Raw genomic sequence first — 24,620 nt, 5'->3', positions numbered from 1 at the left:
CAGGCATGCGGGCCAGGCATGCGGGCCAGGCATGCGGGCCAGGCATGCGGGCCAGGCATGCGGGCCAGGCATGCGGGCCAGGCATGCGGGCCAGGCATGCGGGCCAGGCGTGCGGGATCTGGCGGGTCCGGGACGAACGGGTGCAGGACGAACTCGCCCGCGGAGGCGGGCCCGCCCGGCGGGCAGAAGTCCAGCCGCTGGCCACCGCGGGTCGGGCGCGAACAAACCCGTCGATGGCCAGGCACGGACGGACCTGGCTGCGGTCGCGCGGATGAAACCCGGCGGCGGCGATGACCTAACCGATGGAGCGATGGCCAAGCCGTTGGCCTGCCTTGCGAGGATCAGGCAAGTGCGGATCAGGCGGGTCGGACCAGGCCGGGTCGGACCAGGTCGGTCAAAACCGGCGGATCCGGAATAGGCGAGGTCCGAGACGAGCGGGAGCCGAGACGAGCGGGAGCCGAGACGAGCGGGAGCCGAGACGAGCGGGAGCCGAGACGAGCGGGGGGGGCGAGGCGAGGTCGCCAGTGGTGGTGCGGGCGCTGGCGGGCGGAGGTCCAGTCGTCGGGTGCTGTGGGTCAGGCGCGGACGAATCTGGCGGCGTCGGCGATGACGTAGCCGTTGGTCTGTTCGGTGCGGATCAGGACCGAGCCGGCGCTGCCGGCGGTGAACTGGAAGGTGCCGAGGGGCACCCACTGGCCGCCGGAGGTGCGCTGGTCGACGGTGTGCGTGGTGACGCCGCCGGAGTGGACGACGTCGACGGGGACGTTGCTGGCCCGGTTCGCGTGGGCCGTCCAGCGCAGCTGGACCGTCCAGGCGCCCGCCGACGGCAGTGACGGGGTGAAGCGGAGGCGGTTCACGCCCTTCGCGGTGTTGTTGTCGTGCTCGTAGTCGCTGCCGTAGTAGCCGGCGATCGAGGTGCTCGGCAGCCAGGTGCCGGCGCGGGTCACGCCGGTGCCGTGGGAGTCGATGATGACCTCCGAGCCCACGGAGATGTCGATGCGCTGGCCCAGGTCGCGGAGCAGGGACTGCAGCGTGGAGATGTTCACCTGCTGCACGGGCACGCCGGTCGTCAGGGCGAGCCGGGCCGCCACCGCCGCCGACTGGCCGAGGACCATGAAGACGGGTTCCATGCGGATCGAGCCGTACGCGATGTGGCTCGCCGACAGGCAGACCGGGACCAGCAGGTTCGCGCACTGCGCCTCCACCGGGACGATCGAGCGGAAGCTCACCTGGTACGGGCCGGGCACCCCCACCTGCACGTCGCCCTCGTTCTTCGCGACGCCGGAGACCACGAGCCGCTGGCAGTTGTGCGAGTCCATCGTGTAGCTGGCGAGGCCCACCGAGTCGGGGACGGTCGCGGCGCCCCGGCAGTTGTGCTCGGTCATGACGTACGAGGAGACCATCCGGCGGGCCTCCCGCACGTACAGCATGGGCGGCCAGAAACCGGTCGCGCCGAACTCGTCCGGGGCGGGGCCCCAGGCCGCCGTGGCGGAGCGGATCGTCGCCGGGACGCGGGGGTCGTTGGCCAGGAACCACATCAGGCCCTGCTGGTAGGTGCGGTGGTCGGCGACGATGGTGTCCCGGACGGCGAACGAGGCCGTCGGATAGCTCCACGAAGCACCGATGTGGTCGGTGGAGAAGGCGCCGTCGTTGTTCGAGTCGGTCTTGCCGCCGCCGACGTCGACCGTGTTGAAGAAGGGTCCCGTGTAGCCGGCCTCGATGTAGCGCAGCAGCAGCGCGTAGCGGCCCGCGTCGTAGCCCGCCGGGCGCTGCCACGGGAGCCGGTCCGCGGCCCTGGTCAGGCACATGCGGAAGTTGTACGCCTGGATCCGGCCGTCGGCGGTGCCGTTCGGTGCGAGGGCCGCGGCGGAGACGCCCGGGAGCAGCCCGCTGCCCGGGTTTCCCGGGGTCACGTACGGGTCGACCGGCTTGACGAACTGGTGCTTGTCGCGCAGCTGGACGCCGTTGATGCTCTCGCCGTAGGCGGCGTTGCCCTCGCGCCCGAGGGTCGTCGCCACGCCGGCCTTCGCCATCAGGTCGCCCTCGTAGCTGGCGTCGACGTACATGAGCCCGCGGTACACCTGACCGTCCTCGGTGGACAGTTCGACGATGCGGTTGCCGGCCTTCGTGACGGTGGCGAGCTTCCGGCCGAGCTGGACGGTGACGCCCGCCTCGGCGAGGAGGTCGGCGAAGACGGCGGCGGCGACGTGCGGCTCGAACTTGAACCGCGCCGGTGACGTCGGCGTGACCGGCGTGCCGGCGTACCTGGCGTGCACGCGGCGGTAGAACTCGTGCGACAGCCCGCCGATCGCGGCCGTGTTGCCGGTGTCGGTGGCGCCGAGGCCGGCGGTCGTCATCCCGCCGACGTGCGTGCCCGGGTCGATCACGACGGCGGTGCCGCCCGACCGGCGGAACTGGACGGCGGCCGCGAGCCCGCCGGGCGTCGCCCCGTAGACGACGAGGTCCGCGGTGACGACGGCCGCGGACGCGCGGACGCCGGGGCCGAGCACCACGGCACCGGTGCCGAGCGCGCCGGCGACGATGAGCTGGCGACGGGTCTGCGGCATGGCAGGGCTCCTCCGGGTAACCACAACGGAGGGGTCGCCGCACCCCTGAGATCGATGGAAGTCTAGACGTTAGGCTGGCGGACGTGAAGTTGTTGCATTCGGGCAAGGTCCGCGACGTCTATCTCGACGGCGACGACCTGGTCCTGGTCGCGTCCGATCGCATCTCGATCTACGACGTGGTGCTGCCGACCCCGATCCCCGACAAGGGCGCGGTCCTCACCCGCCTGTCGCTGTGGTGGTTCGAGCAGCTCGCCGACATCGTGCCCAACCATGTGCTGTCCGCGACCGACGTGCCCGCCGAGTTCGCCGGCCGGGCCATCCGCTGCCGGCGCCTCGACATGGTGCAGGTCGAGTGCATCGCCCGCGGCTATCTGACCGGCCTCGGCCTCAAGGAGTACGTCCGCGACGGCGCCGTGAGCGGCGTCACGCTCCCGCCCGGCCTGGTCGAGGCCGACCGCCTGGAGCAGCCGATCTTCACGCCGACGACGAAGGAAGCCGTCGGGGTGCACGACGAGTTCATCACGTTCGACGACGTGGTCGAGCAGGTCGGCAAGGAGCAGGCGGAGGAGCTGCGCGACCTGACCCTGCGCGTCTACTCCCGCGGCCGCGACATCGCCGCCGAGCGCGGGATCATCGTCGCGGACACCAAGCTCGAGTTCGGCCGCACCGCCGACGGCACCCTGATGCTCGCCGACGAGGTCCTCACGCCCGACTCGTCGCGCTTCTGGCCGCTCGACGAGTGGGAGCCGGGCCGCACCCAGTTCTCCTTCGACAAGCAGTCGGTCCGCGACTGGTCCCGCGACGCCGGCTGGGACCAGAAGGCGCCCGGTCCGGAGGTCCCCGCCGATGTCGTCGAGCGCACCCGTTCGCGGTATGTCGAGGTGTACGAGCGGCTGACCGGACTCTCTTTCTGAACCTCCCGCCCGGCCACGGTCCGCGAACGGGCCGTGGCCGGGCGGCGGGGACGGCAGGTCAGTCGTCCGTGCGGACGCCGCAGATCATCCAGTCGCCGTCCTCTTTGACGAGGGTCACGGAGATGTTCACCGACTGGGTGCGGTCCGATTCGGGGTCGTGCAGCGTCACCCGCGCGCGCACCTCGGCGGAGTTGCGGCCCTTGGTCTCGCTGAGGATCTTCCAGTCGATGGTGGTCTTGTCCTCGTCGTCGTCATCGACGTAGTCGCTGCCCCGCAGCGCCTTGGGCCGCTCGGAGGAGCACACCATGTCGACGACGGCGGCACGGTCGCGGTCGTTGACCGCGTCGAGGTAGCGCTCGGTCACGTCGGTCGGGGAGTCGACGAGGACCCGCTGGACGAAGAACCAGCCGCCGACGACCACGACGAGCAGCGCGAGGAACGCGCCGGCGATGAGCAGCACCCACTTGCCGGACCCGGACTGCTGGCCACCGGCCCCGGCAGGCTGGAACTGCCCGGTGGGCGGCTGGAACTGGCCGGTCGGGTCGTAGCCCTGGTACTGCGCGGGCTCATAAGGACCAGGCGCCGGCTGGTACTGCGCGGGCGGCTGGTAGGGCTGCTGCGGCGACGGGTACTGCGGCGGTGACGGCGGCTGGTAGGGCTGCTGCGGATCTCCAGCTGGTGGATACGTCACCGGCACCTGCCTCCTAGAACCGTCAGACAAACCGTCACAACGCCCGTCGACACCATGGGACGGCCATCGTATCGAGGCCGCCCCACCGTCGCCGACCCGGAACTGCTCAGGACTCCAGCGCGGGCTTCGGCTGCCGGGCCAGAGCGGTCGCGATGAGGACGTCGAGCAGCGCCGGATAGTCCAGCCCCGCGACGCGGAACATCTGCGGGTACTGCGAGACGGCGGTGAAGCCCGGGAACGTGTTGACCTCGTTGATGACCGGCTCCGTGCCGTACCGCAGGAAGAAATCGACCCGCAGCAGCCCCCGGCATTCGAGGGAGCGGAACGTGCGCACCGCGAGGTCCTGGAGCCGCTCGATGATCGCCGGCTCCAGCTTCGCCGGGATGTCGAAGATGGTGGTCGGGTCGAGGTACTTGGCCTCGTAGTCGAAGAACTCGTGCTTGTCGGGGAAGCTGATCTCCAGCGGCGGCCCGACCTGCAGGGAGCCGTCGGGGTGCTCCAGGACGCCGAGGTCGACCTCGCGCCCGTGCACCATCTCCTCGACGAGGACCTTCGCGTCGCTGGCGCGGGCCTCGGCGAGCGCGTCGTCGAGCTCGGCCCAGTCGTCGACCTTGGACACGCCGAGGCTCGACCCGGCCCGGGACGGCTTGACGAACACGGGCAGCCCGAGCCGCTCGCGTTCGGCGGGCGTCACGGTGCCGGTGCCGCCGCGCAGCACGACGCCGTCGGCGACGGGCAGGCCGTCGGCGACGAGGAGCCGCTTGGTGAACTCCTTGTCCATGCCGGCGGCGCTGGCGAAGACCCCGCTGCCGACATACGGCAGGCGGACCATCTCCAGGACGGACTGGATCGTGCCGTCCTCGCCGTACGGGCCGTGGATGGCGGGGAAGACGACGTCGCACTCGCGCAGCGCCCCGATCGCCTCGGCGAGGCTGGCGAGGGCCGGCACGTCGGTCTCCTTGGTCAGGTCGAGCAGCCCTTCCAGGTCGAGGGCCTCCGGCGAGCCGGCGTCGGGGCCGAAGACCCACGTGCCGCCGGGGGTGATGCGCACGGGCACCACGTCGTAGCGGGACCGGTCGAGGAACCGCACGATGCTCAGGGCCGACTTGCACGAGACCTCGTGCTCGCCGCTGCGCCCTCCGAAAACGACGGCGACGCGGACGCGAGGATCAGCCATGCACGTGCTCCTTACCGATGTACGTTCGCGGGACGCGGGCGCCGATGCCCGTCAAGATCTCGTGCGGGTTGGTCTGCGCCCAGGCCGCCCACTCTTCCACGGTCGGCTCGGCCCCGTCGCCCGGGCCGAACAGCACGATCTCGTCACCGAGGGCGACGTCGAGGTCACCTGCGTCGGCGACGAACTGGTCCATCGCGACCCGCCCGGCGATCGGGCACCGCCGGCCGCCGATCGCGACGGCGCCGCGGTTGCTCAGCAGGCGCGGCACCCCGTCGGCGTATCCGGCCGGGACCAGGACCATTGTGGTGTCGCGGTCCGTCACGTACTGGTGGAGGTAGGACACGCCGGTGCCGGGCGGGACGCGTTTGACGTTGACGGCGCGGGCCCGCAGCGTCATCGCCCGCCGCAGCCCTGCGGTCACCCCGTCGATCGGCTCGACACCGTACAGCGCGAGCCCGGCCCGCACGAGGTCGTAGTGGGAGGCGGGCAGGTCGACGATCCCGGCGGAGTTCGCGAGGTGCCGCAGCTCCGGCTCCAGCCCGGCCTTCGCGGCGACGGCGAGGGCCTCGTCGAACCGTTCGAGCTGCAGCGCGACCGACGGGTTGCCGGGGTCGTCGGCGGCGGCGAGGTGCGACCAGATCCCGCGGACCCGGATCGTGCCGCGCCGCTCCAGGTCGGCGGCCCGCGCCACCAGGTCGGGCCAGTCGGCCCAGGCGACCCCGTTGCGGGTCAGCCCGGTGTCGACCTTGAGGTGGACGGCGGCGCCGGCCGGCATCGCCTCCAGGTGCCGCGGCGTCGACACGGACAGGTCGACGTCGTTGCGGACGGCCCACGCGAAGTCGTCGCCGGTGCCAAACAGCCAGGCGAGCGTCGGCGCGCCGATCCCGCCGTCGCGCACCGTGCGGGCCTCGGCGATGGAGGTGACGCCGAGCCAGGTGGCGCCGCCGGCCAGCGCCGCACGGGCGACCGGTAGCAATCCGTGACCGAACCCGTTCGCCTTGACGACGGCCATCGTCTGGGCGCGCGGGGCGGCGAGACCGGAAAGGAGCCGCGTATTGTGCGCCACGGCGTCGAGATCGACGACCGCCTCTGCCACTGGTTGCACCCGGCACCCCCTTGTCCCGCCGATCATAGTGGTCACCGTGCGTCACCGCAGTGTCGGTTAACCGGCACGGTACAGGCGGACGGACAGTCCACCGGCGATCAGGCAGGTGGCGGCGAGCACGGCCAGGTGCAGCGGGCGCGGGGTGTCGCCGGCCCATGCGGCCTGGACCGCCTGCCGGAACGCGCCCAGCGGCGTCCAGTCGCCGATGCGGCGCAGCACCGGCGGGAGCTGCTCGACCGGCACGTACAGGCCGGCGAAGAACGCGGACGGGAACCACAGCACGAAGGCCCAGCCGGTCGCGGTCTTGGGGCCGCCGGCCGCGGCGGCGACGAGCAGCCCGACGGGGAACAGGCCGAGGACGCCGAGCAGCAGCACGGGCAGGACCAGCGACAGGTCCGGCAGCCGCATGTCCATCAGGGTGACGCCGACGGCCAGCGTCAGCACGGTCGACACGAGCACGACGGCGCCGTTCATGAGGAGCTGCGCGCCGAGCATCGCCGACGGTCGCACCGGGGTCGTCGCGAAGCGGCGCAGGATGCCCTTCTCCCGGTACGTGGTGAGCACCACCGGCAGCATGAAGAACGCGACCATGGCGAGGGACACCATGACCGACATCGACGGCAGGACGGTGTCGATGCCGCGGTGCCCGCCGAGCGCGGCGTCGGGGACGCGGGTGCCGGGCGACCAGCCGAAGACGAGCAGCAGCGCGACCGGCAGCAGGACCGTGAACAGCGGCGGCGTCACCTCCCGGAGCATGAGCCGGGTCTCGACGATCGTGAGCCGGGCCAGGGTACGCATGATCAGCCCTCCAGAGCGGTCGTGGCCGAAGCAGGGGACGTGAGCGAGACGAAGGCGGACTCCAGCGAGTCGGCGCGGCCCTTCAGCCCGGCCGGGGTGTCGACGGCGACGGTGCGGCCGGCGTCGATGACGGCGATCCGGTCGCAGAGCCGCTCCGCCTCGTCCATGAAGTGGGTGACGAGCAGCACGGTGACGCCGCGGTCGCGGACGTCCTCGATGAGCCGCCACGTCTCCCGGCGGGCGTGCGGGTCGAGGCCGGTGGTGAGCTCGTCGAGGACCGCGACCTCCGGCGAGCCGACCAGCGCCAGCGCGATCGACATGCGCTGCTGCTGCCCGCCGGAGAGCCGCCTGTACTGCTGGTTCGCGTGCTCCGCCAGGCCCAGGGACGCCAGGAGCGTGGCCGGGTCGGCGGGGTCGCGGTAGAACGAGGCGAACAGCTCCAGGGCCTCGCGGACCCGGATCCGGTCCGGCAGCCGCGACTCCTGCAGCTGCACGCCGAGCCGCTCGCGCAGCGCCGGGTCGCGGGGGTCGAGGCCGAGGACGCGGGCCGTGCCGCCGTCCGCGGACCGCAGCCCCTCGATGATCTCGACGGTGGTGGTCTTGCCGGCGCCGTTGCGGCCGATGACGCCGAAGATCTCGCCGCGCTCGACGGTGAACGACACGTCCCGGACCGCGTGCCGGTCGCCGTAGCGCTTGCGCAACTGGTGGACCTCGATGACTGCCATGCCGTCGATCGTGCGGAACCGGCCGGCCGGGCAGAATGACGCTGGGCACCGGACGGGGGTGCACCTGGCCCCACCCCGGAGACGGCGGCCAGGGCCGATGTGGGAGGCGGGACCGTGACACGAGACTGGGCGGCATGACCTGGGTGAGGGGTGTGACGCGCAGCGGGGTGCTGCTGGGTGTCGCCGTCGTCGTGTTCGTGCAGTTCCTGCTGTCGCTGGTGATGCTGTTCCCCGGGGTCCTGCTGGGCCTGGTCTTCCTGATCCCGCCGCCGGTGCTGTACGGGCGGCGCCTGACCAACCGGTGGCGGGCGATGTTCGCCGCGTGGACCGGGCGGGCGGTGCCGGAGCCGTACCGGCCGCCGCCGGCGGCGGACCCGGAGCCGGACGCCGACGGCATGTACCGGCACGACGCGACCCTCTACAAGACGCCGCGCTTCCCGCGGTTCTTCCAGCGCCTCGACTGGCTGATGAAGGACCCGGCGACGAAGCGGGACCTGACGTGGCAGCTGCTGTTCCCGTTCGTCGTCCTCGCGCTCGTGCCGGTGGGGCTGCTGGTGGCGCCGTGGACGGTCCGCGCCGTGGGGGTCTGGTCGGCGTGGATGCTGGCGCCGATGGACCCGGGCCGGGCGGCCAGGAAGCTGACCCGCGGCGAGCGCACCCAGCGGCGGCTCCTGGCGTGGGGGCGGGCCGCGCTGCTGGTGTGCTGCGCCGCCCTCGAGGTGGTGCTGCTGGCGTTCACCCTCACCTGCTTCACGCTCGGCTTCGGCCTCGGGTTCGTCTTCACGATCCCCGTCGCGGTCTCGCACTACCGCTGGCTGGCGAACCTGCGCCGGCAGTTCGCGCAGTGGGGCGGGGTGGACGTGCCGCGCCCGTACGAGCCGGAGCTGCGGCCGCACCGCCGCCCCGACGGGATGCTGCAGGTGCGCAACAACCTGTACAAGACCGAGTCGATGGCCGGGTTCAACGCCCGCTGGCTGTGGACGTGGCACGACGTCGCGTCGTGGCGGGACCTGGTGTGGCTGGCCGTCGACCCGGTCGTCACCGCCGTGCTGCTCGGGCCGCCGGTCGCCGCCGGGGTCTACGGCGCGTTCGGGCTGGCGCTGCCGTGGCTGTGGACGACCGTGTTCGACGCGGAGTGGTCCGCCTGGTACGGCGCGTGGGACGGCGACCGGACCGCCGGCCTGATCATGGGGGTGTGCCTCGTCGCGGTCGCGCTCGTCACCGCCGGGCAGCTCGTCACCGTCCACGCGCGGTGGACGGCGCTGCTGCTGCGCCCGACCCGCGAGGCGGCGCTGCGCCGCCGGGTGGAGCAGCTCACGCGCAGCCGTGCGGACGCCGTCGACGCGCAGGCCGCCGAGGTCCGCCGGATCGAGCGGGACCTGCACGACGGCGCGCAGGCGCGGCTGATCGCGGTCGGGCTCACCCTCGGCGCCATCGAACGGCTCATGGACACCGACCCGGCCGCCGCCAGGCGCCTCGTCAAGCAGACGAAGGAGACCGCGGCGGCGGCCCTGGAGGAGCTGCGGGATCTGGTCCGCGGCATCCACCCGCCGGTGCTGTCGGAGCGCGGCCTCGCCGACGCGGTGCGGGCCCTCGCCCTGGACCTCAGCACCGACACGGCCGCCGACGTGACCGTCACCGGGACGCTGCCGGGCCGGCCGCCGGCGCCGGTGGAGTCGGCCGCCTACTTCGCGGTCAGCGAGCTGATCGCGAACGCGACCCGGCACGGCGGCGCCGCGAAGGTCACCGTCGACCTGGGCCACGAGCACGGGCTGCTGCGGGTCGTGGTCGCCGACGACGGCACCGGCGGCGCGGACCCGTCGCGGGGCACCGGCCTGCGCGGCATCGAACGCCGGTTGGGTACCTTCGACGGGACCCTGGCCCTGCACAGCCCGCCCGGCGGGCCGACCGTCGCGACGCTGGAGCTGCCGTGCGTGTTGTCCTCGCCGAAGACCTCTACCTGCTGAGGGACGGCATGGTCCTGCTGCTGCAGAGCCACGGTTTCGAGGTTGTCGCCGCCGTCGACACCGGCCCGGCGCTGCTCGCGGCGCTGCTGGAGCACCGCCCGGACGTCGCGGTCGTCGACGTGCGGCTGCCGCCGAGCTTCACCGACGAGGGGCTGCAGGCGGCGCTCGCCGCCCGCCGGGAGGTGCCGGGCCTGCCGGTGCTGGTGCTGTCCCAGCACGTGGAGCAGCTGTACGCGCGGGAGCTGCTCGCCGACGGCACCGGCGCGGTCGGTTACCTGCTGAAGGACCGCGTGTTCAACGCCGACCAGTTCGTCGACGCGGTCCGCCGGGTCGCCGCCGGCGGGACCGTGATGGACCCGACGGTCATCGCGAAGCTCGTCGCCCGGCAGTCGCCGGCGACCGGCACGCTGACGCCGCGGGAGCGGGAGGTGCTGACGCTGATGGCGGAGGGCCGCTCCAACGCCGCGATCGGCAAGCAGCTGTTCCTCAGCGACAGCGCCGTCGGCAAGCACATCGCCAGCATCTTCGCCAAGCTCGACCTGCCGGTGTCCGACGACGACAACCGGCGGGTCCTAGCCGTGCTCGCTCACCTGCAGAGCGGCTGAGACGAACTCCGCGTGGTCGCGGATGTAGTCGGCCGCGTCGTAGTAGTGCGACGCGAAGACCAGCAGCGCCGCGTCCGGCGAGTAGCGGAACTGCGTCGCCCAGGTCATCGGCGGCAGGTACAGGCCGGTCGCGGGGCTGTCCAGGAGGAACTCCTGCCGGACGACGCCGTCGTCGGCGACGACGCTGCAGCGGCCCTTCACGCAGATCAGGAACTGGTGGCACTCGCGGTGCGCGTGCTGGCCGCGGACCTTCTCGTTCGGCACGTCGAAGACGATGAAGTAGCGCTTCACCGGGAACGGGATGTCCCGCTCGAACTCCCCCACCGACAGGTCGCCGCGCAGGTCGTGCACGTAGTCGAGGCGGTGCACGGTGACCCCGCGGACCTTGGTCGCGTTGATCCGCTCGCCGGTCTGGGTGTCGTGCGGCTCCGCCGGCACCGGCGCGGCGTCGACGTAGCCGGTGAGGCGCGCCGGGTTGCCGACGACGATCGCGTACGGCGGCACCGACCGTGTGACGACGGCGCCGGCGCCGACCATCGCGTGCCGGCCGATGGTGACCCCCGGCAGGATCGAGGCGTTCGCGCCGATCGACGCGCCGGTCTCGACCGTCGTGCGGGCGAAGGCCTCCGGATACTGGCGGCTGCGCGGCATCCGGTCGTTGGTGAACGTGACGTTGGGGCCGACGAACACGTCGTCCTCCAGGGCCACGCCGTCCCACAGCTGCACGCCGCACTTGACGGTGACCCGGTCGCCGACGACGACGTCGTTCTCGACGAACACCCCGTCGCAGATGTTGCAGTCGGCGCCGATCCGCGCGCCCGGCAGCACGTGCGCGAACGCCCAGATGCGGGTGCCGTCGCCGATGGCGGTGCTCTCGCACAGGGCGTTTGGGTGGGTGAAGTACGACATCAGCGCTGTCCTCCCTGCCGGACCACGACCTTCTGCGCGCCCGCGTACTGCAGCTCCCACGCCACGACGGCGAGGGGACGGCGTTTCGTGTTCTCGTAGCCGCGCCACGCGTAGGAGCCGACGACGCCGAGGCCGAGCGCGTTCACGCCGCCGAAGAACAGCACGACGAGGATCGTCGCGGCGTAGCCGGGCACGTCGAACAGGCCGGCGAGGCGCGCGGACAGCACGACCGCGCCGAGCACCACCGACACCAGCAGCCCCAGCACCCCGGCCGCCATCAGCAACCGCACCGGCAGGTCGGTGAACGCGAAGACGCTGTCCATCAGGTACGTGACCTTCTTGCGCAGCGTCCAGCCGGAGCTGCCGCTCATGCGGGCGCGGCGGGTGTAGGCGACCTGCTTGCGGCGGAACCCGAGCCAGAACAGCATCGCGACGAGCGACGTGTTCGCCTCCTCGCAGGCCAGCAGGCAGTCGCGGAACGCCTGGTTGCAGCCGAACATGTCGACGCCGCCGCTGGGCATCTCGCGCACGACCATCCGCCGGTACAGGCCCCAGAACAGCTTCGACGCGATCCTGCCGCCGAGCGGGTCGGCGCGGCCCTCGCGGGTGCCGACGACGACGTCGAACTCGTCGGTCGCGAGGGTCCGGAAGAACTGCAGCGCGAGCTCCGGCGGCTCCTGCAGGTCGGCGGCCATGACGGCGAAGTACTCGCCGGTGGCGTGCTGCAGGCCGACCCGGATCGCGGCGAACGACCCGAAGTTGCGCGACAGCAGCACCAGCCGCGCCGGGAACCGCTGCGCGGGCAGCAGCGACTGCAGCAGCTCCGCGGACCGGTCGGGGCTGCCGTCGACGACGAAGACCGCCTCGAGGGCACCGCCCAGCGCGTCGTGCAGGTCGCCGACCGCGGCGAGCAGGTCGTGGATGGTGCCCTCGTTGCGGTACACGGGGACGATCAGGGAGTACACGGCTGGCCCTTCCAGTTCTCGGTGCCGGCGCCGAACGCGTTCACGGCGGCGGCGACCCGGTCGACCTGCCCGGCCGGCAGCTCCGGGTAGCACGGCAGGCTCAGCACCTCGGCGCACAGCCGCTCGGTGGCCGGCAGCTCGAGCCCGGCGAACCGGTCGCCGTGCACCGGCTGGCGGTGGTCGGGCAGCGGGTAGTGCACGTCGTGCGCCACGCCGTGCGCGCGCAGGTGCGCCGACAGCGCGTCGCGGTCGGCGCAGCGCAGCACGTACAGGTGGCCGACGTGCCCCGGCGCCGCCACCTCCGGCAGGGTCAGCTTCGGGTGCCGGATCGCGGCGCGGTACCGGGCGGCGACCGCGACCCGCGCGGCGTTCCAGCCGTCCAGGTGCGGCAGCTTCACCGACAGGACCGCGGCCTGCACCTCGTCGAGGCGGCTGTTGCGGGCCGGGCCGGTCACCTGGTGATACTTGCGGTCCCAGCCGTACTGCCGCAGCCGCCGCACCCGCTCGGCCACCTCGGCGGAGGAGGTGACGACGGCGCCGCCGTCGCCGAGCGCGCCGAGGTTCTTCGTCGGGTAGAAGCTGAACGCGGCCGCGTCGCCCCACGAGCCGGCGCGCCTGCCGTCCCGGGACGCGCCGTGGGCCTGCGCGCAGTCCTCGACCACGGGCGCGCCGTGCCGGGCGGCGACCTTGAGGATCGCGGGCATGTCGGCGAGCCGGCCGTACAGGTGCGTGACGAGGACCGCGTCGAACGTCTCCCGGTCCAGCAGCGCCGGGTCGAGGGTGGCGGTGTCCTCGTCGACGTCCACGTAGACGGGTTCGGCGCCGAGGGCGAGCAGCGCGGTGGTGCCGTAGCCGCCGGCGTTGGCGACGAGGGCGACCCGGTCGCCGCGGCCGACGCCGACCCCGGCGAGGGCGAGCTCGATCGCGTCGGTGCCGCTGGCGACGCCGACGGCGTGCGGGACCCCGCAGTAGGCGGCGAACGCCTCCTCGAACCCGGCGACCTCCCGGCCGAGGACGAACCACCCGCTGTCGATGACCCGCCGGACGGCGTCGGTGAGGGCGCCGGCGAGCGGCGCGTGGTGGGCGGCGAGATCGTTCATGTCACCTCATAGACCGTGAGCTTTCCGGCCCGGAACCGCTCCTGGGCGTGCGCGCCCAGGTCGCCGACCGGTCCGGCGGTGGTGTCGGCGACCAGCCAGCGGACCTGGTACCGGTCGCGGAGGACCCCGATCGTCGCGGGGCCGGGGTCGGTGAACGCGGCGTCGTTCCCGGCGAGCCGCGCGGGGTCCCAGAAGGCGGCGAACCAGGGCAGCACCCCGTCGGCGGCGGCACGCTCGTACGTGCTGTTGGTGAAGCCCCAGCCCTCGACGAGGACCCGGTGGCCGCTCGCCGCGGCGAGGGCGAACCGCCGGTTGTCGCACCTGCCGCCGGCGGGTGTCACCCCGAAGCAGTGCGCGTTGGTGGCGAGCAGGTCGCCGGGCGCGGCGTGGCGCCGCAACCAGCGGCCGGCGTTCCACGTGTCGCGGTCGATGGCGCTGGTACGGCCGTCGGGCGCGACCTGCTCGGAGCGGGGGACGGCGCGCCAGCCGCCCCGGGCGGTGTCGGTGACGACGGCGGCGGTCTGGTCGTAGGCGGTGGGCAGCCCGAACCCGGCGCACATCGCGATCGCCACCGCCAGGATCCGCCCGTCGCGGCGGATCAGCCCGGCGGCGACGACCACGACGGCGAGGGCGGCGAGGACGACGTACGGGCGGCCGAGCTCCCACCCGAGCCGGTCCCCCGCCGGCCGGGTGCCGTCGACGGTGCGCAGCAGGAGGACGACCGTGGTGCCGGCCACCGCGGCGAGCGCGAGGAGCCCGCCGCGCGCCCAGGTCATCGTCCCGACGACCGCGGCGAGCCCGGCGACGGCGGCGAGCGCGAGGTACGGCCGGGCGGACACGATCAGGTAGGACTGGGAGCCGCCGGGGTGCCCGAACAGCAGCACGCCGGCCATGCCTTCGACGCCGATCGCGGCGAGCAGCAGCACCGGCGCGTCCAGGGCCCGCCGGCCGAGGGCGAGGCCGCCGCCCCAGATGAACAGCCAGCACAGGACGGTGATCCCGGCGGCGACCCAGGCGTGCGCCGCCGGGGTGCCGGGGCCGGTGTAGCCGGTCCAGGTGCCGGCGACGGTCGCGAAGCCGCTCATGGTCGCCAGGGGCTCGACGACGAGGCTCTGGTTGGCGCCGCCGCCGTACAGCAGGACCGTCGAGGCGACGGTGAGCACGCCGGTCACGACGGCCGCGAGCAGCGCCGGCCGGTGCAGGCCGCGGCGGGCGGCGAGCCGGCCGGCGACGACGAGGACGAGCGCGCCGGTGAGCAGCGGCAGGTACGGTGCCTTCGCCCCGGCGAGCCCGGCGAGCAGCAGCACGAACAGCGCCCACCGGCCCTTGGCGGAGCCGCCCTGCTCGACATCTTCGGCGCCGTCGAGGATGTCGAGCAGGAGCAGCACGGCGGCGGCGAAGAGCAGGGCGCCGAACGTCTGCGTCGGGCTGGTCCAGGCGATCAGGCGGAAGACGGAGCCGTCCTCGTAGGGCCCGAAGCCGAACCAGCCGTCGGGGTGCGGCCAGCCGTACGGGTCGGGGGCGAGGACGAGCATCGTGACGACGGCGGCGGCCGGGCCGGTCCACCAGCGGCCGACGATCCGCCGGGCGAGGACCGCGACGAGCAGCAGCGTCCCGGCGAACATCGGCAGCGGGGTGAGCCGGACCAGCAGCGCGAGCGGGTCGATGCCGGTCACCCAGCTGGTGGCGGCCATCTCCGGGTAGACGAACCAGTGGTAGACGAGCGGCTCACCGGACACCCAGGGCGCCTGCATCGGCATGTGCTGCTTCGCCTCGGCGATGAGCGCCAGGTGGAACGGGGTGTCGGCGTCGAGCGGGCCGCTGACGGGCCAGCCGAGGCCGTGCGAGCGGAACATGCGGATGCTGCGCAGGCAGAACACGCCGACGACGGCCAGCATCGACCAGGACCACAGCGCGGGGGCGCGCTCCCCGCAGCCGCGCCAGGCCTTGCGCAACCGCGGCACGAGCAGGGACGCGCCGATCATCCCGGCGGGCCAGGCGAGCACCAGCAGCGGCAACCCGGCGGCGCGGGCGGCGACGTACGTGAGGACCTCGGCGACGTAGCCGACCGCGGCGCCGGCGACGACGTCGGCGACGAGCCAGCCAGACCGGCCCCGCAGTGTCCGCCACAGCAGCAGGCCGGGTAGCGCGACCCCGGCGGTGAGCCAGCCGGCGAACGCGAGCGTGGTGGGCAGCGCCACCCCGTAGAACCGCAGCGTGAACGCGATCCCGGTGAGGCCGGCGGCGAGCGGGAGCAGGGACGCCAGCGCGGCGCCGCGCGGCCCGCGGCCGGGGGTCGCGGACGGCTCGTCCGGACCTGCGGCCGGGTCACGTATCGCGTCCAATGTCGTGGTCACTGCACCGCCCAACGCGGCGGGCGCCGGGCGCGTCGCGCCGTTTCACCCGTTCGCGGCGCACACCGCCGGGGTCGCCGGCCCGGGCGGCAGCGGGTGCGCGACCCCCAGGGCCGCCACCGCGGCCACGGCGGCCGCCACGACCAGCACGACCGCCACGAACCGGATGACCCTCGGGCGCGACTCGGCGGCGCCGCCGGCCGGGCCGGTCACCAGCGCGCAGCCGGCCACCGCGAGCAGCACGAGGGGCAGCGCGAAGCGGGTCTCGGTGGCCGACGTCATCAGCGACGCGCAGACACCCGCGGCGAGGATCGCGAGGGTCCGTGCCCCCGGTGTGCGGCACGCGGCGACGATCCCGGTGGCGACGATCAGGACGACCGGCACCGTCAGCTCGTAGTGCTCGGCGCTCGCGGCGGCGCTGTACGGCGTCGACCACGACCACGCCAGGGCGGCGGCGACCTTCTCCACGAGGAACAGCGCCGACTCCGGCAGGTTCGTCAGCAGCGCCCGGACCAGTCCGCCGGTCGAGGCGGCCAGGCGCCCGCCGACCGCCGCCGCCATCGACGGGTCGCAGTAGAACTGCTGCGGCGCCCCCACCGCCGGTTCGATCGTGTCGTAGCGCACGACGTACGACGCGTACCCTGCCTGGAACCCGGCGAGGTCCGCCGTGCCCGGCGGCGTCGGCCCCGGCGCCGATCCGCGCAGCGCGTTGAACGCCACCTGCGGCAGCGACCCGGCGACCACCCCGGCCGCGAACCACAGCGCCGAGCGCCGGCGGGTCACCACGACGATCCCGCCGAGCGCGGCCAGGGGCAGCAGGTAGGCGGGCCGCAGGTTGACCGTCGCGCCGGCGGCCACCCCGGCGAGCCCCAGGCACCACGCCGTGCCGAACCGCAGCGGGCCGAACCGCGCCGTGCCGAACCGCGGCGTGCCGAACCGCGGTGGGTCGGGTCTCAGCACGTCGGGTCGCAGCGCGTCGGGTCTCAGCGCGTCGGGTCGCAGCACGTCGGGTCGCAGCACGTCGGGTCGCAGCGCCAACCACACCGCGGTCAGGAAGGCGGCGACGGCGGGCAGGTCCATCAGTGGAAACGGCGCGAACCTCGCCGCGACGAGCCAGGTCAGCGGCGCGCACACCCACACGGCGGCCGGGCGGGCGGCGATCCGGGGCAGCAGGAACCCGCCGACGAGCGCGACCAGCAGCGCGTTCTCCAGCAGGACTGCGTACCGGCCGGCCCCGGTGACCAGGTGCTCGGCGAGCGCGGCCGGAGCGTAGACCAGCGGTGTCAGGGCGCCGCGGAAGTCGAGGTCGCCCACCCGGACCGTGTCCGCGGCGGTGAAGAGGGCCAGGGAGCCGTCGAAGTAGTGGGCGGCGTCGTAGACGAACCCACCGGCCGGCCCCTGCGCGACGGTCGCCGCGAGCAGCGCCGCCGCCGGCCACCACCTGACGAGGTGCCCTTGCCGCTCCAGCACCGCCATGAGGATCCGAACGATCGAGGTGCCCGCCGGGTCACGGGGTGCGGTACCGTGTTCGCCGCTGACGTTCGATCCCGGTGAGGAGCACGATCGATGGGCACGGCAGAGGACTGGGTCGTCGTCGGCCTGGACAACGGCGGCACCGCCAACAACGCCACCGTGCTCTCCCACGACGGGGCGTTCCTGGTCGACGGCCTGGTCGAGGTCCCGAGCCGGGTCCTGGAAGGGCCGGCGGTCGCGGTCGAGGCCCTCGCCGGCGCGTTCGACAACATCCTCGCGGTGACGAAGACCGACCGGTCGCGGGTCGCTGCGGTCGGCCTCGACACCCCCGGCCCGGCCACCGCCGACGGGGTCATCTCCTCGAAGGGCTCGACGAACTTCTCCCAGCAGGCCTGGTGGGGCTTCGACTTCCGCGGGGCCCTGGAGCAGCGGCTCGGGCTGCCCGTCGTCTACAACAACGACGGCAACGCCGCCGCCCTCTACGCGCACCACGTGCACTTCGGCGCCGACGCGACGCAGCGGTCGTCGGTGTCCGCGATCGTCGGCACCGGGCTCGGCGGCGGCGTGATCGAGCAGGGCAACGTGGTCAAGGGGGCCGCCGGGATGGCCGGCGAGCTCGGCCACGTCCACATCCCGATGCACGGCCTGCTCGAGGAGGGGCAGCCACTGCCGTCGTGCGGCTGCGGGTTCCTGGGCGACGTGGAGAGCGTCAGCTCCCTCACCGGCATCGTGCGCAACCTGCTGCCGTACTGGCTGACCCGCTTCCCGGACCACCCGCTGCACCGGGCCGACTCGGTGAAGGCCGCCGCGAAGCAGGTCCGGTCCTTCGCCGAGCAGGGCGACGAGCTGGCGCTGCGCATCTTCGACCAGCAGGCGATGGGGCTGGGCCGGCTGTTCACGATCGCGGCGAACTTCACCGACCCGGACTGCTACTTCGTCGGCGGCGGTGTCGTCGAGGCCGCGGCGCACTTCCGCGAGTGGTTCCTGGCGCGGGTGCGCGAATACACGCTGCTGCGCGAGGAGCAGGCGGCGGTCGCCACGTTCGCCCTCGTGCCGGACCGCGACATGGCGGGCGCCCGGGGCGCCGCGATCGCGGCGGCGGCGAGTCTCTAGGGGGTCTCCACCGGCGCCGGGGCGCGGGCCACGTCCGCCCCGACCTGGTTGAGGACGCCCTTGTCGTCGCGCTGCCAGCGGCGGCCCCGGCTGTCGGTGAAGCGCAGCTCGACGTGCATGTCGGCGGACGGGGCGAGCCGGATCGTCCCGTCCTCGTTGATCCGGTCCCGCTCGACGGGCCCGTCGGTGTTCTCCTCGTCGAACCCGGCGTACACCTCCGGCTGCTCCGCCGGCGGCACGATCCGGACCCGTCTGATCGCCGTCCAGGCGGCGGGCGGGTCCCGGAACACGATCTCCAGGTCGTAGACGGGCGTCTGGCCGGCGTTGCGGATCGCGGCGCCGACCACGCCCCGCGTGATGATCTTCTCGAACGTCTCGCGCTCGCTGACCGCCCACGCGCAGACCCGCTCGGCGTCGGCGCGCGCCTCGGCCAGCTGATACGCGGCGAGCAGACCGGCGGCGCCGGCCACCGCGCGCTGGACGCCCCGCAGCGCCTGGAAGGCGACGAACACGGCGGCACCAGCGGCGAGCGTCGCCAGTACCGCCACCACCAATGCCATCACATCGGACAAATTACCCGTCCGTGGTTGCCGCCGGGCGCCGGAGGGAGAATCGGACGATGGAACTCCTCGAAGGCCGGGACGTGCCGCTGGGCCGCTACTCGGTGGTGCGGCGGACGCTGCCCAACAAGGTCCGGCGGACCGTCGGCGCGTGGTGCTTCCTCGACCACTTCGGGCCGGAGGAGGTCACCGGGAAGCCGGGGATGCGGGTCCCGCCGCACCCGCACATCGGGCTGCAGACGGTGACCTGGCTCTTCGACGGGGAGATCCGGCACCGCGACAGCCTCGGCTCCGACGTGCTGATCCGCCCCGGCGAGCTGAACATCATGACGTCGGGGCGCGGCATCGCGCACTCGGAGGACTCCCCCACGGAGAAGCCGCCGCTGCTGCACGGGGTGCAGCTGTGGGTGGCGCTGCCCGACGGCGCGCGGTGGCAGGAGCCCCGGTTCGAGCACCTCTCCGCGCTGCCGGTCTTCGAAGCGCCCGGGGTCCGGGCGACGGTGGCGATCGGTGCGCTGGGCGGGGTCGCGTCGCCGGCGGCGGTGCACAGCGAGCTGGTCGGCGCCGAGGTGCGCCTCGATGCCGGTACACCGGCGGAGATCGCGATCGATCAGACCTATGAGCACGGGGTGGTCGTCACCGACGGCAGCGCGCGGGTCGAGGGGGTCGACGTGCTGCCCGGCTCGCTGCTGCACCTGCCCGAGGGCCGCTCGTCGCTGCGCCTCGCGTCCGACGGCGGCGCGCGGCTGTTCCTCGTCGGCGGCGTGCCTCTCGACGAGGACCTGGTCATGTGGTGGAACTTCGTCGCGCGCTCCCACGAGGAGATCGTGGAAGCGCGCGACGAGTGGCAGGCGGGATCGCCACGGTTCGGGGTCGTGCCGGGTGGTCAGGAGCCGCTGCCGGCGCCCGCGTTGCCCACCACCCGGCTGCTGCCCCGGCCGCGCGCGCGAGCGAGCTAGAGCAGCCGCCACAGGTGGTCGGCGGTGCCGTTGTCGTCGAACTGCACGACCTGCGCCGAGTTGGCCGTCGACATGCCCGAGACGCCGAGCACCTTCATGCTGTGCTGCACCTGGATGCGCACCCAGCCGTCGCCGTTGTCGATGAGCCGCCACAGGTGGTCGGCGGAGCCGTTGTCCTCGAACTGCTGGACGAGCGCCGAGTTGGCCGTCGACATGTTCTGCACGGCGAGCATCTTGCCGCTGTTCTGGTTCACGATCTTGAACCAGCCGCCGCCGGCGTCGACGAGGCGCCAGTTGTGGTCGGCGGTGCCGTTGTCGTCGAACTGCACGACGTTGGCGCTGTTCGCCGTCGACATGCCGTCCACGCCGAGGACCTTCAGGCTGTTCTTGTTCTGGATCCGCTTCCAGGCCACCGGCGTGGTGCTGCCCTCGACGCGCCACTCCAGGATGCCGGCCGACACGCCGGCCTTGAGCTGCACCGCGAGCCGCAGCGCGGTGGTGCTCACGGCGGTGAACGTCACCCGGTTGAAGGTGTTCGTCGCGGTGCCGTACGCCGACGCCCCGCTGACCGGCACCCACGCGCCGCTCGCGTTGCGGTACTGCACCTGCCACGACTGCGGGGTCCGGCACTGGCCGTTGCCCGTGTCGTCGAACCAGTACACCGACACCGCGCCGGTCGTGATCGCGCTCGCGTAGGTCAGCTGCACCCACTCGCTGGTCCCGAGGTGGTCCCAGAACGTCATCCGCGGAATGGACTGGTCCGCGGAGCTGCTCGGGATCTTGCCGTCGTTGATCGCCGCGACCGAGTCGCCGCTCCAGCAGTGCGACGCCGACGGGGTGGCCGGGATGACCCAGTCGACCGCGTCGGCGCCGTCGCTGACCCGCGGGAACGTGGTGATCCTGACCCGCTGCGCGCCCATCGGCAGCAGCTGGACGGTCTCGTTCGGCTGGGTGGAGCGGGCCGGGCTCTGCTGCAGCGTGCGCACCACGCCCTCGGCGTCCGCCTGCCAGTTCGGGATCTTCCGGGCGGTGACGCTCAGCGAGATCGGCGCGCCGTCGCGGGTGAACGGGTTCGCCGCCAGCGGCCCGGCCTTGCGGGTCACCGTGACCTGCGGGTTCGCCGGGTCGATGAGCAGGCCGTAGTTCCACGGCGAGTTCGCGTACACCTCGTTGGTCGGCCACGCGTCGGTGCCGCCGATGCGCTGCCAGCGCTCCGCGATCGACAGCGAGAAGGTCAGCGGGCCGTTGTCGACGCTGACCGCGTTGCCGTTCTTCGCCCAGGTCCGCACGGTGGTGCGCATCGGCAGCGTGACGGTGACCTTGTCGCCGTTGTTCCAGGTCTGGTCGACGATGACGAACGAGCCCGCCTCGACCGTGCCGGTGACCACGGTGCCGTTGACCCGCACGACCGCGCCGGTGCTCCACTTCGGGATCCGCAGGTACAGCGGGAACGCCACCGCCCCGGGGGTACCCATCGTCAGCGTGATCGCGTCGCTGAACGGGTAGTCGGTGTCCTCGGTGACGGTGACCGTGGTGGCGTTGGCGCCGACCTTCGCGGTCACCTGCGAGTTGCCGTACATCGCCGCGCACAGGCCCTTGTCCCAGGTCGCGAACCACAGCTCCTGCGCGTAGTACGGCCAGCCCATGCCGTAGTTGTGCGGGCAGCAGCGGTAGTTGTGAATGCCGAGCATGTAGGCGAGCATCGGGAAGCCGTTCTGGAACTGCCCCTGGGTCAGGGTCGCGTTCGTCAGGCCGATGCTGTTGGCGCACGTGATGTAGTGGATGCCCTGCTGCGCCGGGTCGAGCGAGGCCGGCAGCAGGTTGAACGCGAGGTCCTCGCACCGGTCCAGCCAGATCGAGTCGCCCGTCATCCGCGCGAGCATCTGGTGGCTGTGCATGAACTCGACGATCCCGCAGGTCTCGAAGCCCTGGCGCGGGTCGGTGTACCCGGGGCGGCAGTTCTCGTCGCCGGCGAACCCGCCACCGGGGAAGTTGCCGTACAGCCCCATCACGGTGTCGTAGTCGCGGTACGTGGCGGCGGGGAACTTCGGGTCCGGGTCCAGCAGGCCGAACTGCGCCGGCTCGCGGAAGCCCTGCGCCAGGTTCACGTTGTGCCAGTTGGGGATGCCGTTGGTGTAGTCCGCGGAACCGGCGTGGATCTTCCGCACCAGGTCGAGCAGCCAGGTCTCGCCGGTACGGTTGAACAGCCAGTACACGCTGTCGATGTTGTCGCCCCAGCGCAGGGCGGCCCAGCTGCGGTTGAACACGGCGGCGGGCTGCGCGTTCTGGAACTGGAAGTACTTGCGCATGAACGTGTTGACCCGGTTGTCGGGCGTGCCGTTGCGCTCGTTGTACTCGGCGTGCGAGCGGATCGCGTCCAGCAGCGGCATGTGCGGCCAGAAGTCCGGGCCGCCCTCCAGGCTCGTCCGTAGCGCGTTCGGCCCGAAGAAGCCGTCGGCGGCCTGGTTGTTGATGATCCCGTCGATCCACTGGCGGGCCAGGGTCAGGATCCGGGTGTTGCCGGTGACGTAGCCGAGGTCGCCGAAGCCGCGCAGCCAGTAGGGCAGCTCCTCCCAGGCGCCCTTGGTCTTGTCGACCCAGCCGTTGCCGGAGTACTGCAGGTAGTCCGACACCTCGGTCATCCGGCCGCAGAGACCGTCGGCCTCGATGTTGAGCTGTGTGCGGAGCCAGCCGCGGGGCTGGACCGCGCCCGGTGGCAGTTTCAGGAACGCGGTCGCCTTCAGCGGGGCGAGGTTCGGCCAGTAGTGACCGCCTCTCGCCCCGGGCGTGACGGTCTTCGCCGTCCGCACCGCTGCGCTGGCGGGGCCGGCTACGGCGGTGGACAGGGCGATCGCGCCACCCGTGAGGGCGACACCGCTCGCGACGAACGTTCTGCGGTCCATGGACCGGACTCCTTTGCTCCTGGCGGGGAACATCGATGCCCGATTATGCTTTTTTAAGGGTCTTTATGAAAGAACCCGTTGGATTTTGTTTATTTATCGGCTTCGCTTGTGCGGTCTTCCACCGGTGTCCTGTACCAGCTCGCCGCGCCGCCGGCCATCAGCCCGAGACCGCCGGCGAGCGCGGTGGCGACCGCCCACCTCGACCAGCCCGGGCCGGCGAGGCCGCCGTTGCTGAACACGCCCGCGTCGGCGAACCCGGTCATCACCGCGAGGCACGCCCCGCCGATGGCGGCCACGAGGTTCGCCGCGCTCTTCCTCAGTGCCAGCAGCCCGGCCGCCGCGAGCACCCCGACGCCGGTGAGCAGCGGCCACAGCCTGGCCAGGAGCTGGGTGCCGAGGTTCTCGGCCGGCGACGTGGCCAGCTGCGCGCTCACCACGATCCAGGCCACCACGACCGCGCCCGCCACCCCGGCGACCACCGCCAGGGCGATCCGGGACCTGGGCGTCGCCAGCCCGATCGCCACCGCCGCGAGCAGCGCGCCGGACCACCACCAGCCGGTCGCCGGCGGCTCCGCCTTCGTGATGACGCCGCGGATGATGCCGGGCGTGGTCCCGTCGATCTCGAGGGGGACGCTCCACGCCCTGGCCGGCAGCTCCCGCGCCCGCTCGTCGTGCCAGCGCACCGTGCGCTGCCGGGACACCTGGTGCCATTGCGGCGCCGCGGCCGCGGCACCTTTCACGGTGCCGGTCAGGGAGCGGCTGGCCGCCCAGGTCGGGGAGCCCCGGTTCTCGGCCACCCCGTCCCCGGAGATCCTGAGGAACGGCTCGCCCTGCATGCCGAGCACGACCACCGTGCGGTCCGAGGCGCTGCGCAGCTCCAGGCGGGCCCCGCCCTCGACGGCCCGGACGGTGACCCCCGGCTCGGACACCGAGTCGACGCGCACCACGTAGTCGACGGCGGCCGGGGCGTCGGCACCGTGCGCGCCGGCCGGCGCGACGTACCCGAGCGCGGCGAGGACCCCCAGCACCACGGCCACCGCCGCTCGTGCCGCCGTGCGCGTCTTCTGCCTGCTGTTGCCGCGTGTCATCGTCTTGCTGTTGCCGTGTGTCATCGTCTTGCCGGTGCTGAGTGTCATCCGGCTCGGGCGGCGGCGATCGCGGCGACCAGGTCGGCGCGGGCACGGGCGACCCTGGACCGGATCGTGCCCACGGGGACGTCTTCGATCTCGGCGGCTTCGGCATACGACAGGCCGAGCACCTGCGTCAGCACGAACGCCACCCGCCGCTCCGCCGGCAACCCCGCCACCAGGTCGGCGGCCGCGTGCAGCCCCGCGTGGTCGCCCCCGGCCAGCTCCTCCGGCTCCGCCGCGACCCGCGCCTCGAGCCGACGCCCCCGCACCGCGGCCCGCACGTGGTCGGCACACGCCCGCCGCGCGATCGCGAGCACCCACGTGCGCGCGCTCGACCTCCCGGCGAACTCCGGCAACGCCCGGAACGCCCGCAGGTAGGTGTCCTGCGTCACGTCATCGGCATGCCCCGCCCCGACCAGCGCGGCGACGAACCGCCACACCTCCGGCTGCGTCAGCCGGACGAACGCCCCGGCCCCGCCCCGGTCACCGTCACGGGCCGCCAGCAGCGCGACCGTCGCCGGGTCCGACGCCGGGTCAGCTGCGTCCACGCCGGCCTCACCAGTCACGCGAGGAAGCGTAACGCTCTTTCCCGCCAACACCCCCAC

The 24,620-nt window shown here is 73.1% G+C and carries 19 protein-coding genes and 1 pseudogene; 5 read left to right on the top strand and 15 right to left on the bottom strand.

The genetic code is table 11. From position 1 onward, the window contains the following. Window positions 1-575: 575 nt before the first annotated feature. Window positions 576-2,567 carry an FAD-dependent oxidoreductase gene (locus AB0I21_RS32870; protein WP_360567016.1) on the bottom strand — a complete coding sequence of 664 codons (1,992 nt, stop codon included), beginning with the start codon at window positions 2,565-2,567 and terminating at the stop codon, window positions 576-578. 74 nt (window positions 2,568-2,641) lie between these two features. On the opposite strand from AB0I21_RS32870, the gene AB0I21_RS32865 reads away from it, so the two are divergent. After that, window positions 2,642-3,481 (top strand): phosphoribosylaminoimidazolesuccinocarboxamide synthase, encoded by an 840-nt coding sequence (locus tag AB0I21_RS32865; RefSeq protein ID WP_360567064.1) that lies wholly within the window; start codon window positions 2,642-2,644, stop codon window positions 3,479-3,481. Window positions 3,482-3,539: 58 nt separating this feature from the next. On the opposite strand, the gene AB0I21_RS32860 is transcribed toward AB0I21_RS32865, so the two are convergent. The 5 genes and pseudogenes from AB0I21_RS32860 to AB0I21_RS32840 form a co-directional block, all read right to left on the bottom strand. Then, a complete protein-coding gene (locus AB0I21_RS32860) occupies window positions 3,540-4,172 on the bottom strand; it encodes a hypothetical protein (RefSeq protein ID WP_360567014.1) in 633 nt (210 codons plus the stop codon). A 106-nt stretch (window positions 4,173-4,278) separates the two neighbouring features. Next, on the bottom strand, window positions 4,279-5,349 hold the full coding sequence (locus AB0I21_RS32855) for a D-alanine--D-alanine ligase family protein (protein WP_344503322.1): 1,071 nt from the start codon (window positions 5,347-5,349) through the stop codon (window positions 4,279-4,281). Next, window positions 5,342-6,454 carry an alanine racemase gene (alr, locus tag AB0I21_RS32850; protein ID WP_360567012.1) on the bottom strand — a complete coding sequence of 371 codons (1,113 nt, stop codon included), beginning with the start codon at window positions 6,452-6,454 and terminating at the stop codon, window positions 5,342-5,344. Before alr ends, AB0I21_RS32855 begins: the two co-directional genes overlap by 8 nt. 57 nt (window positions 6,455-6,511) lie before the next feature. Then, entirely contained in the window at window positions 6,512-7,252 is a 741-nt protein-coding gene (locus AB0I21_RS32845; RefSeq protein WP_360567011.1) for an ABC transporter permease, read from the bottom strand. A 74-nt stretch (window positions 7,253-7,326) separates the two neighbouring features. Continuing rightward, a pseudogene (locus tag AB0I21_RS32840) lies at window positions 7,327-7,977 on the bottom strand (ABC transporter ATP-binding protein); the annotation flags it as partial. Between the two features lie 134 nt (window positions 7,978-8,111). On the opposite strand from AB0I21_RS32840, the gene AB0I21_RS32835 reads away from it, so the two are divergent. Continuing rightward, complete coding sequence (locus AB0I21_RS32835) at window positions 8,112-9,944, top strand: histidine kinase (RefSeq protein WP_360567010.1); 1,833 nt, start codon at window positions 8,112-8,114, stop codon at window positions 9,942-9,944. After that, entirely contained in the window at window positions 9,908-10,549 is a 642-nt protein-coding gene (locus tag AB0I21_RS32830; protein ID WP_360567008.1) for a response regulator transcription factor, read from the top strand. The genes AB0I21_RS32835 and AB0I21_RS32830 overlap by 37 nt, the downstream gene beginning before the upstream one ends. Here AB0I21_RS32830 and AB0I21_RS32825 read toward each other — a convergent pair. The 5 genes from AB0I21_RS32825 to AB0I21_RS32805 are packed head-to-tail and all read right to left on the bottom strand — an operon-like array spanning window position 10,517 to window position 17,347. Continuing rightward, on the bottom strand, window positions 10,517-11,458 hold the full coding sequence (locus AB0I21_RS32825; protein WP_360567006.1) for a WxcM-like domain-containing protein: 942 nt from the start codon (window positions 11,456-11,458) through the stop codon (window positions 10,517-10,519). The two genes, AB0I21_RS32830 and AB0I21_RS32825, sit on opposite strands and share 33 nt — an antisense overlap. Further along, window positions 11,458-12,423, bottom strand: coding sequence for a glycosyltransferase family 2 protein (locus tag AB0I21_RS32820; protein ID WP_360567004.1), 966 nt, complete (start codon window positions 12,421-12,423; stop codon window positions 11,458-11,460). Before AB0I21_RS32820 ends, AB0I21_RS32825 begins: the two co-directional genes overlap by 1 nt. After that, a complete protein-coding gene (locus AB0I21_RS32815) occupies window positions 12,411-13,523 on the bottom strand; it encodes a DegT/DnrJ/EryC1/StrS family aminotransferase (protein WP_360567002.1) in 1,113 nt (370 codons plus the stop codon). Before AB0I21_RS32815 ends, AB0I21_RS32820 begins: the two co-directional genes overlap by 13 nt. After that, window positions 13,520-15,880, bottom strand: a complete 2,361-nt coding sequence (locus tag AB0I21_RS32810; RefSeq protein WP_360567001.1) for a hypothetical protein — start codon at window positions 15,878-15,880, stop codon at window positions 13,520-13,522. The genes AB0I21_RS32815 and AB0I21_RS32810 overlap by 4 nt, the downstream gene beginning before the upstream one ends. Before the next feature lie 42 nt (window positions 15,881-15,922). Continuing rightward, on the bottom strand, window positions 15,923-17,347 hold the full coding sequence (locus tag AB0I21_RS32805; RefSeq protein ID WP_360566999.1) for a hypothetical protein: 1,425 nt from the start codon (window positions 17,345-17,347) through the stop codon (window positions 15,923-15,925). 96 nt (window positions 17,348-17,443) lie between these two features. Here AB0I21_RS32805 and AB0I21_RS32800 point away from each other — a divergent pair, with 96 nt between their 5' ends. After that, complete coding sequence (locus AB0I21_RS32800) at window positions 17,444-18,463, top strand: ROK family protein (protein WP_360566997.1); 1,020 nt, start codon at window positions 17,444-17,446, stop codon at window positions 18,461-18,463. Here AB0I21_RS32800 and AB0I21_RS32795 read toward each other — a convergent pair. Continuing rightward, the gene (locus AB0I21_RS32795; protein ID WP_360566995.1) at window positions 18,460-19,014 is read right to left on the bottom strand and encodes a hypothetical protein; all 555 of its coding nucleotides are present in this window, start codon (window positions 19,012-19,014) and stop codon (window positions 18,460-18,462) included. The two genes, AB0I21_RS32800 and AB0I21_RS32795, sit on opposite strands and share 4 nt — an antisense overlap. Before the next feature lie 68 nt (window positions 19,015-19,082). Here AB0I21_RS32795 and AB0I21_RS32790 point away from each other — a divergent pair, with 68 nt between their 5' ends. After that, window positions 19,083-19,982, top strand: coding sequence for a pirin family protein (locus AB0I21_RS32790; protein ID WP_360566993.1), 900 nt, complete (start codon window positions 19,083-19,085; stop codon window positions 19,980-19,982). Here the strand turns inward: AB0I21_RS32790 and AB0I21_RS32785 are convergent. The 3 genes from AB0I21_RS32785 to AB0I21_RS32775 form a co-directional block, all read right to left on the bottom strand. Continuing rightward, window positions 19,979-22,885, bottom strand: coding sequence for an RICIN domain-containing protein (locus tag AB0I21_RS32785; RefSeq protein WP_360566991.1), 2,907 nt, complete (start codon window positions 22,883-22,885; stop codon window positions 19,979-19,981). The two genes, AB0I21_RS32790 and AB0I21_RS32785, sit on opposite strands and share 4 nt — an antisense overlap. An 89-nt stretch (window positions 22,886-22,974) precedes the next feature. Further along, entirely contained in the window at window positions 22,975-24,021 is a 1,047-nt protein-coding gene (locus AB0I21_RS32780; protein ID WP_360566989.1) for a hypothetical protein, read from the bottom strand. Next, window positions 24,018-24,518: a sigma-70 family RNA polymerase sigma factor gene (locus AB0I21_RS32775; RefSeq protein ID WP_360567063.1), complete on the bottom strand. Its 501-nt coding sequence runs from the start codon at window positions 24,516-24,518 to the stop codon at window positions 24,018-24,020. The genes AB0I21_RS32780 and AB0I21_RS32775 overlap by 4 nt, the downstream gene beginning before the upstream one ends. Window positions 24,519-24,620: the final 102 nt, after the last annotated feature.

Origin of the sequence: Dactylosporangium sp. NPDC050588 (genome assembly GCF_040654975.1) — a bacterium.
Classification (GTDB): Bacteria; Actinomycetota; Actinomycetes; order Mycobacteriales; family Micromonosporaceae; genus Dactylosporangium; species Dactylosporangium maewongense.
This window is presented reverse-complemented; position numbering and strand designations above follow the sequence as displayed.

Excerpts from the sequence above, each read along its gene's own strand:
- AB0I21_RS32835 (WP_360567010.1), top strand. The coding sequence starts at position 8,112 with ATGACCTGGGTGAGGGGTGTGACGCGCAGCGGGGTGCTGCTGGGTGTC.
- AB0I21_RS32825 (WP_360567006.1), bottom strand. The coding sequence starts at position 11,458 with ATGTCGTACTTCACCCACCCAAACGCCCTGTGCGAGAGCACCGCCATC.
- AB0I21_RS32780 (WP_360566989.1), bottom strand. The coding sequence starts at position 24,021 with ATGACACTCAGCACCGGCAAGACGATGACACACGGCAACAGCAAGACG.
- AB0I21_RS32815 (WP_360567002.1), bottom strand. The coding sequence starts at position 13,523 with ATGAACGATCTCGCCGCCCACCACGCGCCGCTCGCCGGCGCCCTCACC.
- AB0I21_RS32800 (WP_360566997.1), top strand. The coding sequence starts at position 17,444 with ATGGGCACGGCAGAGGACTGGGTCGTCGTCGGCCTGGACAACGGCGGC.
- AB0I21_RS32870 (WP_360567016.1), bottom strand. The coding sequence starts at position 2,567 with ATGCCGCAGACCCGTCGCCAGCTCATCGTCGCCGGCGCGCTCGGCACC.
- AB0I21_RS32790 (WP_360566993.1), top strand. The coding sequence starts at position 19,083 with ATGGAACTCCTCGAAGGCCGGGACGTGCCGCTGGGCCGCTACTCGGTG.
- AB0I21_RS32845 (WP_360567011.1), bottom strand. The coding sequence starts at position 7,252 with ATGCGTACCCTGGCCCGGCTCACGATCGTCGAGACCCGGCTCATGCTC.
- AB0I21_RS32785 (WP_360566991.1), bottom strand. The coding sequence starts at position 22,885 with ATGGACCGCAGAACGTTCGTCGCGAGCGGTGTCGCCCTCACGGGTGGC.
- AB0I21_RS32855 (WP_344503322.1), bottom strand. The coding sequence starts at position 5,349 with ATGGCTGATCCTCGCGTCCGCGTCGCCGTCGTTTTCGGAGGGCGCAGC.